Consider the following 13,447-nt stretch of genomic DNA (forward strand, 5'->3'; position numbering starts at 1 on the left):
GGCGCCCCGGGCTCGTGGCTCGGTGGCTGGGTGGCGGGCGGGGGGGCCGGCGCGCGCGCCGGGGGGGGGCGGCCCCCCCCCCCCCCGCCCCCCCCCCCCCCCCCCCCGACGAGGTGAGCCCGTGCCGTCCATCCGTGCGGTGCTGCGCCGGCATCCGGACCTGGCCGTGGGCGTCTGGCTGGCCGGCATCGGCGGTGTCACCTGGTTCGCGTTCACCCTTGGCCTCACCCTGCTCGGGGCGGAGCTCGACCGGCCCGGCGAGCTGGTCGCGGCGGGCATGGCGGGCTACGGCGCCGCGACGGTCGGGCTGTCGTTCGTCGTGCCGCTGGTGGTGCACCGGGTGCCGCGCATCCCGGCGATAGTGGTCTCGTGGGTCGTGTTCGGGCTGGCGTACCTCGCGCTGCCGCTGGCCGCGCCGAACCTCCTCGCGGTCGCCCTGGTGTCCGCCGTCGGGGGCGTGACCATGCCGTTCGGGATAGCCGCGCTCAACGCGCTGATCGTCGAACGGACGACCGGCGCGGAACGCCGGACGGCGTTCACCGCTGAGACGGTGCTGCACAGCGGCGGCGCCTCGGCGGGGCTGCTCGTCGGCGGCGCGCTGATCGGCGCGTTCGGCGCGGGTCCGGTCCTGGTGGTCACCGGGCTGGTGCAGGTGGTCGCCGCCGTCGTGGCGGCGCTGTGGCTCCGCACGCGACGGGTGCTAGCGGCGGGCGGCGCCGACCAGGTTCGTGACGGCCGCGGCGAGCTCGCGCAGACGCGGCGCGGTGCGGGCGATGAGGTCGTCCAGGTCGACCGGTCCGGGGGCGATCGAGAACGCGGCGGTGATACCTGAGGCTCGGGCCAGCGCCTCAGGGAGCAGCACCTGGCCCGCCACGACGACGACCGGCGGCCGGGTGGGCGACGCCGCCGCGAGCTGCGCGACGCCGTCCGCCACCTTGCCGTTCACGGACTGGGAGTCGAACGAGCCCTCCCCCGTGATCACGAGGTCGGCGGAGGCGAGCGCGGCGGGCAGGCCCACCGCCTCCGCGACGAGCACGGCGCCAGGGGTGTTCTCGGCGCCGAGCACGGCGATCAGCCCTGCGGGCACCCCGCCCGCTGCGCCCGTGCCGGGTAGCTCGGCGACGGCGACGCCCGTCTCGCGCTCCAGGACCTCCGACCAGTGCCGCAGCGCATCGTCGAGGTACTCCGCCACCCCGTCGCGCGCGCCCTTCTGCGGTCCGAACACTCGCGCAGCGCCCTGCTCGCCCACCAGCGGGTTGGTGACGTCGACGGCGAGGCGCCAGCGCACGGCGCGCGCCCGGGGGTGCAGCCCCGACAGGTCGAGGGACGCGACAGAGGCCAGCCCCTCCCCGCCGTCGGGCACCTGCCTGCCGTCCGCGTCGAGGAGGCGGGCACCCAGCCCGGTCAGGATGCCGGAGCCGCCGTCCGTCGAGGCCGAGCCACCCAGGCAGAGGAGGATCTCCGCGACGTCTGCGTCGAGCGCGGCTCGCGCGACGTCCCCGGTGCCGCGGGTGCTCGCGTGCAGCGGCTGGAGCGGCGCGTCGGAGACACCAGGCAGACCGCTGGCTTCGGCGAGCTCGACGACGGCGGTTCGGCCGTCCGGCGACACCGCCCACCGGGCGGTCGACGGACGGCCTATCGCGTCCACCGTCGCGACGGTCAGCGGTTCACCGCCCCAGGCCGCGAGCAGCGCGTCGAGCGTGCCCTCACCGCCGTCGGCCATGGGCAGGCGTGTCACGACGGCGTCCGGGGCGGCGTCCAGCACCCCGTCGGCGACGGCGGACGCGACCTCGGCAGCGGACAGGCTGCCCTTGAACGAGTCGGGACAGACAACGACGTGCAGCGGCTCCACGCGCCGATCGTAGGCGGTCCGGACGCTCAGTCGGACAGGATTTCGGCCACTGGTACCGCACGGGCGCCGAACGCCTCCGCCACGGCAGCGGCCGTGATCTGCCCGGCGTGCGTGCTGAGCCCGTGGGCGAGCGCCGCGTCGGCGCGCATCGCGTCCCGCCAGCCCTTGTCCGCGAGCGCCGCGACATACGGCAGCGTCGCGTTGGTCAGGGCCCGCGTCGCCGTCACGGGCACGGCGCCGGGCATGTTGGCGACGCAGTAGTAGAGGGTGTCGTGCACGGCGAAGGTCGGGGCGTCGTGCGTGGTGGGGTGCGAGTGCTCGAAGCAGCCGCCCTGGTCGATGGCGATGTCGACGAGCACGGCACCGGGCTTCATGGCCTTGACCATCGCGTCCGTGACGAGCTTCGGCGCGGCGGCGCCTGGGATCAGGACCGAGCCGATGACCAGGTCGGCGGTCTCCACCTGCTCGGCCACCTCGTACGCCGTCGATGCGCGGGTGGCCAGCGCGCCGCCGAACTGCACGTCGAGCCGGCGCAGCCGCGGGATGGAGACGTCCAGCACCGTGACGTCGGCGCCCATGCCCAACGCGTTGGCCGCCGCGTGCTCGCCCGCCACGCCGCCGCCGATGACGACGACCTTGGCCTTCGGCGTGCCGGGCACCCCGCCCATCAGCACCCCGGTGCCACCCTGGGGCCGCATCAGGTGGTAGGCCCCGACCTGTGCGGAGAGCCGTCCGGCGACCTCGCTCATGGGGCTCAGCAGCGGGAGGGAGCGGTCGGGAAGCTGGACGGTCTCGTACGCGACGGCGGTGGTGCCCGCTGCCAGCAGTGCGTCGGTGCACGGCGCCGACGCCGCGAGGTGGAGGTAGGTGAAGAGGGTCAGGTCGGGCCGCATGAGCGCGTACTCGGGCTCGATCGGCTCCTTGACCTTGACCAGGAGGTCGACGCTGCCCCACACCTCCTCGGCGGTCTCGGCGATCCGTGCGCCGGCGAGCCGGTACGCGTCGTCGTCGAAGCCGGAGCCCAGCCCGGCGCCGGCCTGCACGAGCACGACGTGGCCGCGGCGGACCAGCTCGTGGGTGCCGGCGGGCGTGAGCGCGACCCGGCTCTCGTTGTTCTTGATCTCCGTGGGGACGCCGACGTTCATAAGGTGACGGTAATCACTGTGGGGTGTGCGGGTCCAGGACACGTTCCCGAATAGATTGTTCGGCGTTTGTGCACAACAATGGGCGGATGCTCAACCCCTGGCGACTACGCCTCCTGCATCAGCTGCACCTGCTCGGCACGGTGCGTGCCGTCGCCGAGGCGGCCCGGATGAGCCCGTCGAGCGTCTCCCAGCAGCTCGCGACGCTGGAGACCGAGGCGAAGGCTCAGCTCTTCGAGCGCGTCGGCCGACGCATCCGGCTCACGCCTGCGGGCGTCACGCTCTCGGGCCACGCGTCGGACATCCTCGACCGGATCGCCGCCGCGGAGGCGGATATCGCGGGCCTGCGGTCCGAGCCCACCGGCGTGGTGCGACTGGCGGCCTTCACGAGCGCCTTCCACGGCATAGTGGTGCCTGCCGTCGCCGCGCTCGCCGAGGAGCACCCCCGCATCACCGTGGAGCTCACCGAGGCGGAACCCCTGGTCAGCCGGCCCGCCCTGCAGCGCGGCGAGGTTGACGTCGCCGTCTGCGCGGACTTCCCGGACGCCCCCGTGCCGCCCGACACCGACCTCACGCGCATGCCCCTGACGGGCGACCGCGTCGTACTCGTGACGGCGCGGGACACCGCTACCGGCGCACGCTCGGGGCGGGTCGACCTGGCCACCCTCGCGGACGAGCCCTGGGCGTTCGAGCATCCCGGGGCCCACCTCGCCGACCTGGCCGAACGTCTCTGCCGTCGGGCGGGATTCACACCGCGGACCGTTGCCCGGTTCGAGAGCCACGGCACGCTGCTCAGCCATGTCGAGGCGGGCCTCTCGGTCACGCTGCTGCCGCTGCTCGCCGTGCACGACCGGTATGCGGTGCGGACGCTGGACCTCACGGACCCGCCCCGCCGGGACATCCACCTGGTGGTCCGGCACACCACCATGGACCGGGCGGCGGTGCGGGTGGTGGTGGAGGCGCTCCGGCACCAGGCGCGATCGGCCTAAGAGCTGGCCTGCGACCTGGTCAGATGCCCCTGGTCAGAAGTCGTCGATGTCCGTCTGGGCCGACCGCAGCATCTCCGTCAGCTCACGCAGCCGCGTCAGGTCCTCGGCGTCCATCGCGGGGGTCACGTAGTGCGCTATCGACCGGACGTGGCGCCGCCCGAGCTCTTTCTGGGTGGCGGCACCTTCCGGGGTCAGGCTCACCAGAACGCCTCGCCCGTCGTCCGGCGACGGGTGCCTGCGGACCAGGCCGCGCTTCTCGAGCCGCTCCACCATGCGCGACAGCGACGACTGGGCCATGAGGATGTTCTCGTTGAGCTCGCGCAGCCGCAGCGTCTCCCCGGGGGCGAGGGCGAGCGTGAACAGCACGTCGTACTCGCGCATGCTGAGATCGCCCCAGATGTCGTCCGCCAGGAGCCGGCGCATCACTGTCACCTGTGCGCGGAACAGCGACTCCCACGCCTCGGCGGCCTCGCGAGCCGACGGCACACGTCGCTCGGTCATCAGCGCACCCTCCTCGTCATCCAGGGCACGCTACCCGACTGAACTTTCAGTTACCTACCCGCGCTTGTGGTGGCGAATTTCACCATACGAATAACTGTCCAGAGGACCTGCAAGGCCCTTCCCGACAGGCGTCCGGACCGGCCTCGGTCAGCGTCCGAGACGACGTTCCCGCAGCGAGAAGTCGCGCAGCGCGCGCAGGAAGTCCACCCGCCGGAACGCGGGCCAGTACGCCTCGCAGAAGTAGAACTCGGTGTGCTGGCTCTGCCACATCAGGAACCCGCCGATGCGCTGCTCGCCCGAGGTCCGGATCACCAGCTCCGGGTCCGGCTGCCCCTTGGTGTACAGGTGCTCCGCGATGTGCTCGACGTCTATCGACTCGGCGAGGTCCGCGAGCGTCGCCCCGTCCTTCGCGCGCTCGGTGAGGTAGCTGCGGACGGCGTCCGCGATCTCCGTGCGGCCGCCGTAGCCGATCGCCACGTTGACCTGAAGGCCCTTCACGCCGGCGGTCCGGTCGGCGGCCGCGCGGAGTGCGGAGGCCAGGCGCGCGGGCAGCAGGTCGAGCCGGCCGATGACGCGCAGGCGCCAGCGGCCCGACTCGGCGAGGTCCGAGACGGCGTCCTCGATGATGTCGAGCAGGTTGCTCAGCTCGTCGGCCGACCGGCTCAGGTTGTCCGTCGACAGCATCCACAGCGTGACGACCTCGATACCCAGCGACTCGGCCCAGCCAAGGAACTCGGTGATCTTGTCGGCGCCACGGCGGTGCCCCGTCGCAGCCGTCTCGCCGAAGGAGCGCGCCCAACGGCGGTTGCCGTCGAGCATCACGCCGATGTGCCGGGGCAGCGTCGCGCCGTGCAGGGCGAACGCCAGGCGTCGCTCGTAGAGGCGGTACAACGGGCTGGGCAGGCGCACGAATACCTCGGTGGATCGGGCCGCGGGAGCCGCGGGACGCGGCGGCGCGGAAGCTCTGGCGCTGGGTAGAACCCGGCAGGACGTGGACAAAGGTACCTCTCGAACGCGCGCGTTCCTGCGCGCCGAGACCCTTCTGGGACGCCTGGCGGGCGACTCCCGCCAACCCGGCGCAGTATCTTCACAAGGCCCTTGTCCAGCGGGCGATCACCTAACCTACGCTAGAGTAAGTTACGCAACCGTAGGTAGCGTCCCAGCACCCCGAGGACGCCGGTTGCCGAGCGCAGAGGAGAACAGCGTGGGAGCACCTACCGGCGAGCCGGACCACTCGGTGGGCCGCTCTGACGATGTGGCGGGCCCGTTCAACGACACGTTGGACGACGTGCGCGACAAGGCCTCCGACGTCATGCACGACATCTCCGACTCGGTCTCGACCGCCGTCGAGACGGTCGAGCGGAAGATCAAGCCGCGGCTGCGCGGCTGGATCCACGCGGGCACGTTCCCGCTCGCCCTCGCGGCAAGCATCGTGCTGATCGCGCTCGCCCCGACGGTGCCTGGCAAGATCTCCGCGTCGATATTCGGCCTGAGCGCCTGCCTGCTGTTCGGGGTATCCGCGGTGTACCACCGCGGCAACTGGTCCCCCCGGACCGACGCCGTGCTCCGCCGCCTCGACCACACCAACATCTTCCTCATCATCGCGGGCACCTATACACCGCTCGCGGTCCTGCTCCTGCCCCGCGACCAGGGCACCGTGCTGCTCTGGCTGGTGTGGAGCGGCGCGCTGCTCGGACTGCTGGCCCGGGTCTTCTGGCTCAACGCGCCGCGCTGGGTCTACGTACCGGTCTACCTCGCGCTCGGCTGGGTCGCAGTCGCGTACATGGGCCAGTTCTGGGCCATCGGTGGCCCCGCCGTCGTCTGGCTCATCCTGGCGGGCGGGCTCGCCTACACGGTCGGCGCGATCGTCTACGGCACCAAGAAGCCCGATCCCAGCCCCGCCTGGTTCGGCTTCCACGAGATCTTCCACGTGCTCACCGTCGTCGGCTTCGCCTGCCACCTGGTCGCGATCTACCTGGCGAACCTCGCGGTCTGACCGGTGGGCACCACCGTGTAGCGACGGTTCACCAGGGACGGGTTGGTCCTGCGGATCGCGGCGAGCGGAGCGGGGTCGAGATCGACCGTGCGGTACGCCTGCTCCTCGCCCATCTCCAGCCCCACGACGCCGTCCGGCCCCACCAGGAGCGTGCGCCCCGTGACGCCCTTGCCGGTCATGCCGACGCCGATCGTCACGGCGGTGTTCTCGATCGCCCGCGCCTGCAGCAGCGTGCGCCAGTGGTCCGCCTTGAGCGGCCCCGCGACCCAGGCGGCCGGGTACACGAGCACGTCCGCCCCCGCGTCGACGAGGCGGCGGGCCGACTCGGGGAACCGCAGGTCGTAGCAGGTCAGCACACCGAAGGTGAGGCCGCCAAGGCGCAGGGTGACCGGCTCGGCGTCGGCAGGGCCGGGCTCGAGCAGGTCCGACTCCTGGTACCCGAACGCGTCGTACAGGTGCACCTTGCGGTAGACACCGGCGATCTCGCCGGCGTCGTCGACCACGACCAGCGCGTTCACCGCGCGGACGCCGTCGGATCCCGGCAGGGTGACGCCAGCGATCACGGCTACCCCGTGCTTGCGCGCCCTGGCACGCAGGAGCGTGACGAACGGTCCGTCGAGCTGCTCGGCATGGTCCGGCCCGACGCCGCGCGGGTCGTAGGCGGACGCGTACTCCGGCAGCACCAGGAGGTTGGACCTGGCGCGCGCCGCCACCTTGAACGCGTCGAGCACGGTCTGGCGGTTGGCGCCGTGGTCGTCGGAGACGGCCACCTGCGCGACCGTCACGCGGACCACGCCGGCCGGGGCGCCCGGCTCGGCGGTGTCGGCCGTGTCAGCCGTTTCAGTCACCTGACCCGCCACCGCTGCTGCTGCCGCTGGAGGATCCGCCGTCGGACGACGATCCCGAGGAACCGGGCGACGAGCCGGACCCGTCGGGTGTGCTGGGTGCCTCGGAACCTTCGGCGCCCTGCTCCGCCTTGGTGTCACGGGTGTCGTCCTCCGACCGGCGGAAGCTGACGACCTGCGGGGCCGGGACCGGCAGGCCCTGCTCGCGCGCGTTGTGGCCCGCGCGGCGCAGGTGCTTGCTCATGTTCAGGAACAGCAGCACGCACGCGACCGCGAGCGCGAAGGTGACGACGAAGCCGATGAGCCCCGGCGAGACCTGCCACTCCTCCAGGCCCGGGCGGAGCCTGCCCTCGGTGGGGTTCGGCGACGGTTCGGTCGCGAGGGCTATCGCGCCGGTGACCAGCGGGCTCATGCGGGGACCTCCGACCGGACACCCTCGAACAGGTCCTGCTCGTACTCACCATCGGCGTGCTCGGGCAGCGGCACGCGGGACTCCGCGAGCTCGTACTCGTCCCAGGGCCACACGTCGACCTCGAGGTCGCGCGGCACCGCGAAGAAGAAGCCCTTGGGGTCGATCTGCGAGGCGTGCGCGGTCAGAGCGGCGTCCCGGTGCGGGAAGAAGTCCGCGACGGGGACCAGCGTGGTGACCTGACGCTCCGGGATCTCCCGGGCATCGCGGGACTCGACCCAGTCGCCGAAGGGCGACTCGAGCCCGGCACCTTCCATCGCCTCGTGCACCGCGCGGATGCGCTTCATCGAGAAGCCGTGGTTGTAGTAGAGCTTGAGCGGCTCCCACGGCTCACCCGTGCCCGGGTACCGCTCCGGGTCCCCCGCCGCGTGGAACGCCTCGAACGACACCTCGTGGCACTTGATGTGGTCGGGGTGCGGGTAGCCGCCCGAGGGGTCGTAGGTCGTGATGACGTGCGGGCGGAACTCCCGGACTGCCTGCACCAGCGGTGCGGCGGCCTCCTCCAGGGGAACGAGCGCGAAGCAGCCCTCGGGCAGCGGGGGCAGCGGGTCGCCCTCTGGCAGGCCCGAGTCCACGAAGCCGAGCCACTGCTGACGCACACCCATGGCCTCGGCCGCCCGGGCCATCTCCAGCCGGCGGACCGCGCGGCGGCCCTCTATCGACTCGAACTCGTGGCCCTCGGGAACCTCGAAGGACGGGTTCAGGATGTCGCCCCGTTCGCCCCCGGTGCACGTCACCACGAGGACCTCGACCCCCTCTGCGGCGTAGCGGGCCGTCGTAGCGGCGCCCTTGCTCGACTCGTCGTCCGGGTGCGCGTGCACCGCCATCAGACGGAGCGGCTCGCGCTCGGGTACGGACACTGGGTCCTCCTGTGTGGGATGAGGCTGTGTGGGATGACTACTGGGACAATCACTCACATGGACCATGCACATGAACCATGATGGTCCAGGGACAATCTTGCTACGAACCACTGACACCTCGAACCGAGCGAGCCGTGATGACCGACCCTGACCCCGCCGCCCCGACCGGTACCGCGCACCCGCAGGCACCGAGCCTCGCCGAGCGCTACGGCCGTGCGAGGCCCGCAGCACGGCGGACGACCGAGCAGCGCGGCGAGGACGACCCGTGGGACGAGGACGACGACATCCGGCCCCGCCCGAAGCTCTCGGTGGGCGCCCGGATCGCGGTGGCCCTTGCCCTGGCCGCCGGTGTCGCGATCGCCGCGTGGTTCACGATCGTCGACACCCAGCGCGACCCCGTGACCTTCGCCGACGTCGGGTTCTCGGTGACGAGCGCCGAAGCGGTGGACGTCGCGTTCGAGGTCAGCATGCCCCCGGGCACCGAGGCCGTGTGCACGGTGACCGCGCTGAGCAGGAACTACGCGGAGGTCGGCGCGGTGGACGTCGAGGTGGGCCCGGACGAGGCGCGCACGACGCGACACACGGTGACCGTAGCCACGACCGAGCTTGCGACCACCGGCATCGTCGACCACTGTGACCTGCGCTGAAACCCGTGGTCCGGAATAGATAACCCGTCCGCTCAGAGCGGAAACAGGGATTGTCTTGGCAAGTCTTTCCCGGAAATTGGTATTCTCGTCGTTTCACACGCTGTGTAGACCGGCTGACGCGCGTGCCCGATCCGCTCCGTCGGCCGGGCCCGGCGCGCTGCCGCAACTGTGGCTCGATCGAGCAACGACGAAAGGAGAGCCCCCGTGGCCGACGCTTCTGTCACCTGGCTCACCCAGGAGGCGCACGACAAGCTCAAGGCTGAGCTGGAGCACCTCTCCGGCCCTTACCGGGCGGAGATCACCGAGCGCATCGCCGCTGCCCGCGACGAGGGCGACCTCAAGGAGAACGGCGGGTACCACGCCGCGCGCGAGGAGCAGGGAAAGAACGAGCTGCGCATTCTCGAGCTCACCGAAAAGCTCCGTAACGTCCAGGTCGGCACTCCCGCGGACGACGGCAAGGTCGAGCCGGGCATGGTCGTGACCGCGATCGTCGCGGGCGACGAGATGAACTTCCTCTTCGGCTCGCGCGAGATGGCGGGGTCCACGGACCTCGACGTCTACTCGCCGACGTCGCCGCTGGGCGCAGCGATCGACGGAAAGTCGATCGGCGCGAAGACGAGCTACCACGCGCCGAACGGACGCGACATCCCCGTGGAGATCACGGGCGCCAAGCCTTTCCAAGGCTGACAAGGCTGAGCGAGACCGGGCCTGTCAGACGGCCGGATCACCCTGGTGATCTGGACGTCCGGCAGGCCCGTCGGCGTGTGTGAGGTCCGCGAGCCGGCGCTCGAGGAGCTTCCGGTCACCCTCCCGGTCGACCTGGTCGAGTGCCCGCCGGTACTCCGCCGCTGCCTCTACGGACCGGCCCGCGCGCCGCAACAGGTCCGCCCGCATCGCGGGGAGCAGGTGATACGCGCTCAGCTCAGGGGCTGACGCGACGTCGTCGAGCGCGGCCAGACCGGCCTCTGGCCCCCGCGACATCCCCACGGCGACCGCCCGGTTGAGCTCGACGACCGGCGAGCGCGTCATGTCCACCAGGACGCCGTAGAGGGCCTCGATCTCCGCCCAGTCCGTCGTGTCAGCAGCGGTCGCCCGTGCGTGCAGCGCGGCGATCGCCGCCTGCACCTGGTACGGACCGGCTCGACGTGCCCTGAGCGCGTCGTCGAGCACGGCCAGCCCCTCGGCGATCTCGTCGCGCCGCCAGAGCGACCGGTCCTGCTCCTCGAGCGTGCGCGGCAGCGCTTCCGCGTCCGCGCTCACCCGTGCCCATCGCCGCGCATGCTGGAGCAGCAGCAGGGCGAGCAGCCCGCGTGCCTCCGGCTCGTCGGGCAGCAGGCGCGCGACGAGCCGGGCGACACGGACCGCGTCGTCGGCCAGGGCACGGCGGGCCGCGGCGACCGCGTCGTCCTCGGCCGGCTCCGCCCACGCGTCGTAGCCCTCCGTGAACAGCACGTACAGCACGGCGAGGACCGCCGTGACCCGCTCGTGCAGCAGCTCGGGCGGTGGCACGCGGAACGCGATACCGGTGCTCCGGATCTTGCGCTTGGCCCGGGTCAGGCGCTGGGCCATCGTCGTCTCCGGCACCAGGAAGGCCCGCGCGACCTGCGCCGTCGTCATGCCGGTGAGTGATCGGAGCGTGAGCGCCACGCGGCCCTCCAGCGGCAGCGCCGGGTGACAGCACGTGAAGACAAGGCGTAGCAGATCGCCGTCGGGGTCGTCCGGTTCGACACCGGCCCAGCCGTCGCCGTCGTCCAGGGTGTCCGCCGCCTCGGTGACCGGGTCGGCGGCCACCGAGCCGAGCCGTTCCGTCAGCCGCGCCGCGGCCGCCACCTTCTCCGTCTCGACCTTGCGCCGTCGCAGCCGGTCCAGCGCGCGGTTGCGCGCGGTGGTGGTCAGCCAGGCCCCGGGGCGTGCGGGCACGCCGTCACGCTCCCAGGTGCGCAGCGCCACCGCGAACGCCTCCTGCGAGCAGTCCTCCGCGAGGTCGAGGTCACCGGTGCTGCGCGCCACTGCCGCGAGCACGCGGCCCCACTCGTCGCGGAAGGCAGCGGTGACTGCCTGCCCGACGTCGGTCACGGCTCCGTCGGCCAGAACGGGTGCACCTCGACCAGCGCGTCCCGCGCCCCCGGCGACGCGGCAGCTATCGCGAGCGCCTCCTGGAGGTTCGCCGCCTCGATGATGTCGAAGCCGCCGATGACCTCCTTGGACTCCGAGAAGGGCCCGTCCGTCACGACGGTCTCACCCTCTCGCACGGTCACCCTGCGAACGTCGGCACCCGGGCGCAGGCGCGAGCCCAGGACACGTGCGCCCGAGGCGTCCTGCTCCGCGACCCAGGTCTCGGACTCCGCCGTCGGCGCCCGGTCGGGTTCGTCCGGCTCGATCACGAGCATGAGGTAGCGCATCAGTACGCCCCTGCCTCGGGCTCCGTCGCCGTGGCGTCGCTGTCGAGCTCCAGCGGCCAGAAGGGGCGCAGCTCGACCGCGCCGGTGTGCGCCATCGGATGGGCGGCGGCGATCCTGATCGCCTCGTCGAGGTCGGGCGCCTCCAGGATGTCGAAGCCCGCGATCACCTCTTTGGTCTCCGAGAACGGGCCGTCGGTGACGACCACCTCGCCGGTACGGACCTGCACGCCGACGGCGTCGGCGGGCGGGCGCAGCCGGTCGCCGAGGATCGCGCGGCCGGTGCCGTAGGTGTCCCGCACCCAGTCCTCGATCTCGGGCACGTTCCCCGGGTCGGCCGGGGCGTCGGGGGTCGACAGGACGAGCATGAGATAGCGCATGGTGTGCTCCCTCCCGGGGAGGTCCCCCGAGTGATGTTCTCGCGGCCGGGCGGCCGCTTCACCCTGACGACGAACGGGAACGCGCCCGCACGACACCCGCACGACGATCAGTTCGCGATGACCTCGTAACCCTCGGACTCCAGGCGTTCGACGACGGCGGTCCGGTGGTCGGCGCCCTTGGTCTCGAGCTGCAGGTTGACCCGCACCTCGGACACCGCCAGCGAGACGTCGGTCCGTGTGTGGTCGACGGCGACGATGTTGGCGCCTGCCGCGGCGATCGTCTCCACGAGCCGGGCGAGAGCACCTGGCTTGTCCATCAGCCGCACCTGCAGCTTCAGGTACCGCCCGGCCGCCACGAGGCCGTGCTGCACCACACGCAGCAGCACGAGGGGGTCGATGTTCCCGCCCGACAGCACCGCGACGATCGGTCCCTTGAACACCCCGGGGCCCGCGGCCATGATGCCGGCGACCGCCGCCGCTCCGGCCGGCTCGACCATCAGCTTCGAGCGCTCGAGCACCGCGAGGAGACCGCGCGAGAGCTGGTCCTCGGTGACGGTCCGGACCTCGACGCCCTCCTTCTGCACGATCCCGAACGGCACGTCACCGGGCAGCCCCACGGCGATGCCGTCGGCCATGGTGGAGCCGAGCTTTCCCGCCAGCGGCTTGCCGGCCTTCAGCGAGCCCGGGTACGCGGCGGCCGACGCCGCCTGCACGCCCACCACCTTCACGTGCGGTGCGATCTCGGCCAGCACCGCGGCGATGCCGGCCACGAGACCGCCACCGCCCAGCGGCACGACGACGGTGGCGACGTCCGGCACCTGCTCCAGGATCTCCAGGGCGACCGTGCCCTGGCCGGCGACGACGTCCACGTGGTCGAACGGGTGGATGAGCACCCGCCCGGAACGGGCTGCCTCGACGCGGGCGGCGGCGAGCGCCTCGTCCACCGACGAGCCCACCATCCGCACCTCCGCCCCGTAGCCCCGGGTCGCGGCGACCTTGGGCAGGGCTGCGTCGACCGGCATGTAGACGACCGTGTCGATGCCGAGCATCCCTGCGGCTACCGCCACGCCCTGCGCGTGGTTCCCGGCGGAGGCGGCGACGACCCCGCGCTCCCGCTCGGCGGCCGACAGTCGGGCGAGGCGCACGTACGCGCCACGCACCTTGAACGAGCCGGCGCGCTGCAGGTTCTCGCACTTGAGCAGCACCTTCGTGCCGGCGAGGGTGGAGAGCGCGCGACTCTCGGTGATGGGGGTACGGGTGATGACGCCGTCGAGCATCGCTGCGGCGGCACGGGCGTCGTCGGCGGACACCGTGAGGTGGCCGCCGTACGACTCCAGGTCGAACGGATCCAGGGGCACAGCGGGCAT

At 72.3% G+C, this 13,447-nt stretch carries 15 protein-coding genes and 1 pseudogene; 5 read left to right on the forward strand and 11 right to left on the reverse strand.

Going from position 1 to position 13,447, the window contains the following annotated elements:
* Nucleotides 1-166 precede the first annotated feature (166 nt).
* Nucleotides 167-691 (forward strand): annotated as a pseudogene (locus AB0I32_RS12460) (MFS transporter); the annotation flags it as partial.
* A 9-nt stretch (nt 692-700) separates the two neighbouring features.
* Here AB0I32_RS12460 and AB0I32_RS12465 read toward each other — a convergent pair.
* Both AB0I32_RS12465 and ald read right to left on the reverse strand, forming a co-directional pair.
* A complete protein-coding gene (locus tag AB0I32_RS12465; protein WP_357506300.1) occupies nt 701-1,852 on the reverse strand; it encodes a glycerate kinase in 1,152 nt (383 codons plus the stop codon).
* Between the two features lie 26 nt (nt 1,853-1,878).
* Nucleotides 1,879-2,997: an alanine dehydrogenase gene (ald, locus tag AB0I32_RS12470; protein ID WP_357506301.1), complete on the reverse strand. Its 1,119-nt coding sequence runs from the start codon at nt 2,995-2,997 to the stop codon at nt 1,879-1,881.
* Nucleotides 2,998-3,083: 86 nt separating this feature from the next.
* Between ald and AB0I32_RS12475 the strand changes: the two genes are divergently transcribed.
* Nucleotides 3,084-3,983 (forward strand): LysR family transcriptional regulator, encoded by a 900-nt coding sequence (locus AB0I32_RS12475; protein WP_357506303.1) that lies wholly within the window; start codon nt 3,084-3,086, stop codon nt 3,981-3,983.
* Between the two features lie 33 nt (nt 3,984-4,016).
* Here AB0I32_RS12475 and AB0I32_RS12480 read toward each other — a convergent pair whose 3' ends face one another.
* Both AB0I32_RS12480 and AB0I32_RS12485 read right to left on the reverse strand, forming a co-directional pair.
* Nucleotides 4,017-4,484: a MarR family transcriptional regulator gene (locus AB0I32_RS12480; RefSeq protein ID WP_357506305.1), complete on the reverse strand. Its 468-nt coding sequence runs from the start codon at nt 4,482-4,484 to the stop codon at nt 4,017-4,019.
* A gap of 147 nt (nt 4,485-4,631) precedes the next feature.
* Nucleotides 4,632-5,393 carry an isoprenyl transferase gene (locus AB0I32_RS12485; RefSeq protein WP_116676796.1) on the reverse strand — a complete coding sequence of 254 codons (762 nt, stop codon included), beginning with the start codon at nt 5,391-5,393 and terminating at the stop codon, nt 4,632-4,634.
* A gap of 403 nt (nt 5,394-5,796) precedes the next feature.
* On the opposite strand from AB0I32_RS12485, the gene AB0I32_RS12490 reads away from it, so the two are divergent.
* Nucleotides 5,797-6,480 carry a hemolysin III family protein gene (locus tag AB0I32_RS12490; RefSeq protein WP_357506587.1) on the forward strand — a complete coding sequence of 228 codons (684 nt, stop codon included), beginning with the start codon at nt 5,797-5,799 and terminating at the stop codon, nt 6,478-6,480.
* Here the strand turns inward: AB0I32_RS12490 and AB0I32_RS12495 are convergent.
* From AB0I32_RS12495 to mca, 3 genes are read right to left on the reverse strand one after another with little or no spacing between them, the layout of a single operon-like run.
* Entirely contained in the window at nt 6,456-7,328 is an 873-nt protein-coding gene (locus AB0I32_RS12495; protein ID WP_357506307.1) for a carbon-nitrogen hydrolase family protein, read from the reverse strand. The genes AB0I32_RS12490 and AB0I32_RS12495 overlap by 25 nt on opposite strands.
* Entirely contained in the window at nt 7,321-7,737 is a 417-nt protein-coding gene (locus AB0I32_RS12500; protein ID WP_357506309.1) for a hypothetical protein, read from the reverse strand. Before AB0I32_RS12500 ends, AB0I32_RS12495 begins: the two co-directional genes overlap by 8 nt.
* Nucleotides 7,734-8,621 (reverse strand): mycothiol conjugate amidase Mca, encoded by an 888-nt coding sequence (gene mca, locus AB0I32_RS12505; protein WP_357506589.1) that lies wholly within the window; start codon nt 8,619-8,621, stop codon nt 7,734-7,736. Before mca ends, AB0I32_RS12500 begins: the two co-directional genes overlap by 4 nt.
* A gap of 170 nt (nt 8,622-8,791) precedes the next feature.
* On the opposite strand from mca, the gene AB0I32_RS12510 reads away from it, so the two are divergent.
* On the forward strand, nt 8,792-9,301 hold the full coding sequence (locus AB0I32_RS12510) for a DUF4307 domain-containing protein (RefSeq protein WP_357506311.1): 510 nt from the start codon (nt 8,792-8,794) through the stop codon (nt 9,299-9,301).
* Nucleotides 9,302-9,505: 204 nt separating this feature from the next.
* Nucleotides 9,506-9,988 carry a transcription elongation factor GreA gene (gene greA / locus AB0I32_RS12515; RefSeq protein ID WP_357454871.1) on the forward strand — a complete coding sequence of 161 codons (483 nt, stop codon included), beginning with the start codon at nt 9,506-9,508 and terminating at the stop codon, nt 9,986-9,988.
* A 24-nt stretch (nt 9,989-10,012) separates the two neighbouring features.
* Here greA and AB0I32_RS12520 read toward each other — a convergent pair whose 3' ends face one another.
* The 4 genes from AB0I32_RS12520 to ilvA all read right to left on the reverse strand — a co-directional run bounded on the left by AB0I32_RS12520 (nt 10,013) and on the right by ilvA (nt 13,447).
* A complete protein-coding gene (locus AB0I32_RS12520) occupies nt 10,013-11,377 on the reverse strand; it encodes a sigma-70 family RNA polymerase sigma factor (RefSeq protein ID WP_357506313.1) in 1,365 nt (454 codons plus the stop codon).
* The gene (locus AB0I32_RS12525; RefSeq protein WP_357506315.1) at nt 11,374-11,703 is read right to left on the reverse strand and encodes a YciI family protein; all 330 of its coding nucleotides are present in this window, start codon (nt 11,701-11,703) and stop codon (nt 11,374-11,376) included. The genes AB0I32_RS12520 and AB0I32_RS12525 overlap by 4 nt, the downstream gene beginning before the upstream one ends.
* A complete protein-coding gene (locus tag AB0I32_RS12530) occupies nt 11,703-12,080 on the reverse strand; it encodes a YciI family protein (protein ID WP_357506317.1) in 378 nt (125 codons plus the stop codon). The genes AB0I32_RS12525 and AB0I32_RS12530 overlap by 1 nt, the downstream gene beginning before the upstream one ends.
* A gap of 107 nt (nt 12,081-12,187) precedes the next feature.
* Nucleotides 12,188-13,447 (reverse strand): threonine ammonia-lyase, encoded by a 1,260-nt coding sequence (gene ilvA / locus AB0I32_RS12535; RefSeq protein WP_357506319.1) that lies wholly within the window; start codon nt 13,445-13,447, stop codon nt 12,188-12,190.

Origin of the sequence: Promicromonospora sp. NPDC050249, assembly GCF_040656015.1 — a bacterium.
Classification (GTDB): Bacteria; Actinomycetota; Actinomycetes; order Actinomycetales; family Cellulomonadaceae; genus Promicromonospora.

What these genes read in the sequence shown, in the direction of transcription:
- ald (WP_357506301.1), bottom strand. Translation starts at nt 2,997, where the DNA reads ATGAACGTCGGCGTCCCCACGGAGATCAAGAACAACGAGAGCCGGGTC.
- AB0I32_RS12475 (WP_357506303.1), top strand. Translation starts at nt 3,084, where the DNA reads ATGCTCAACCCCTGGCGACTACGCCTCCTGCATCAGCTGCACCTGCTC.
- AB0I32_RS12480 (WP_357506305.1), bottom strand. Translation starts at nt 4,484, where the DNA reads ATGACCGAGCGACGTGTGCCGTCGGCTCGCGAGGCCGCCGAGGCGTGG.
- AB0I32_RS12490 (WP_357506587.1), top strand. Translation starts at nt 5,797, where the DNA reads ATGCACGACATCTCCGACTCGGTCTCGACCGCCGTCGAGACGGTCGAG.
- AB0I32_RS12500 (WP_357506309.1), bottom strand. Translation starts at nt 7,737, where the DNA reads ATGAGCCCGCTGGTCACCGGCGCGATAGCCCTCGCGACCGAACCGTCG.
- mca (WP_357506589.1), bottom strand. Translation starts at nt 8,621, where the DNA reads ATGGCGGTGCACGCGCACCCGGACGACGAGTCGAGCAAGGGCGCCGCT.
- AB0I32_RS12510 (WP_357506311.1), top strand. Translation starts at nt 8,792, where the DNA reads ATGACCGACCCTGACCCCGCCGCCCCGACCGGTACCGCGCACCCGCAG.
- AB0I32_RS12525 (WP_357506315.1), bottom strand. Translation starts at nt 11,703, where the DNA reads ATGCGCTACCTCATGCTCGTGATCGAGCCGGACGAACCCGACCGGGCG.
- AB0I32_RS12530 (WP_357506317.1), bottom strand. Translation starts at nt 12,080, where the DNA reads ATGCGCTATCTCATGCTCGTCCTGTCGACCCCCGACGCCCCGGCCGAC.
- ilvA (WP_357506319.1), bottom strand. Translation starts at nt 13,447, where the DNA reads ATGCCCGCTGTGCCCCTGGATCCGTTCGACCTGGAGTCGTACGGCGGC.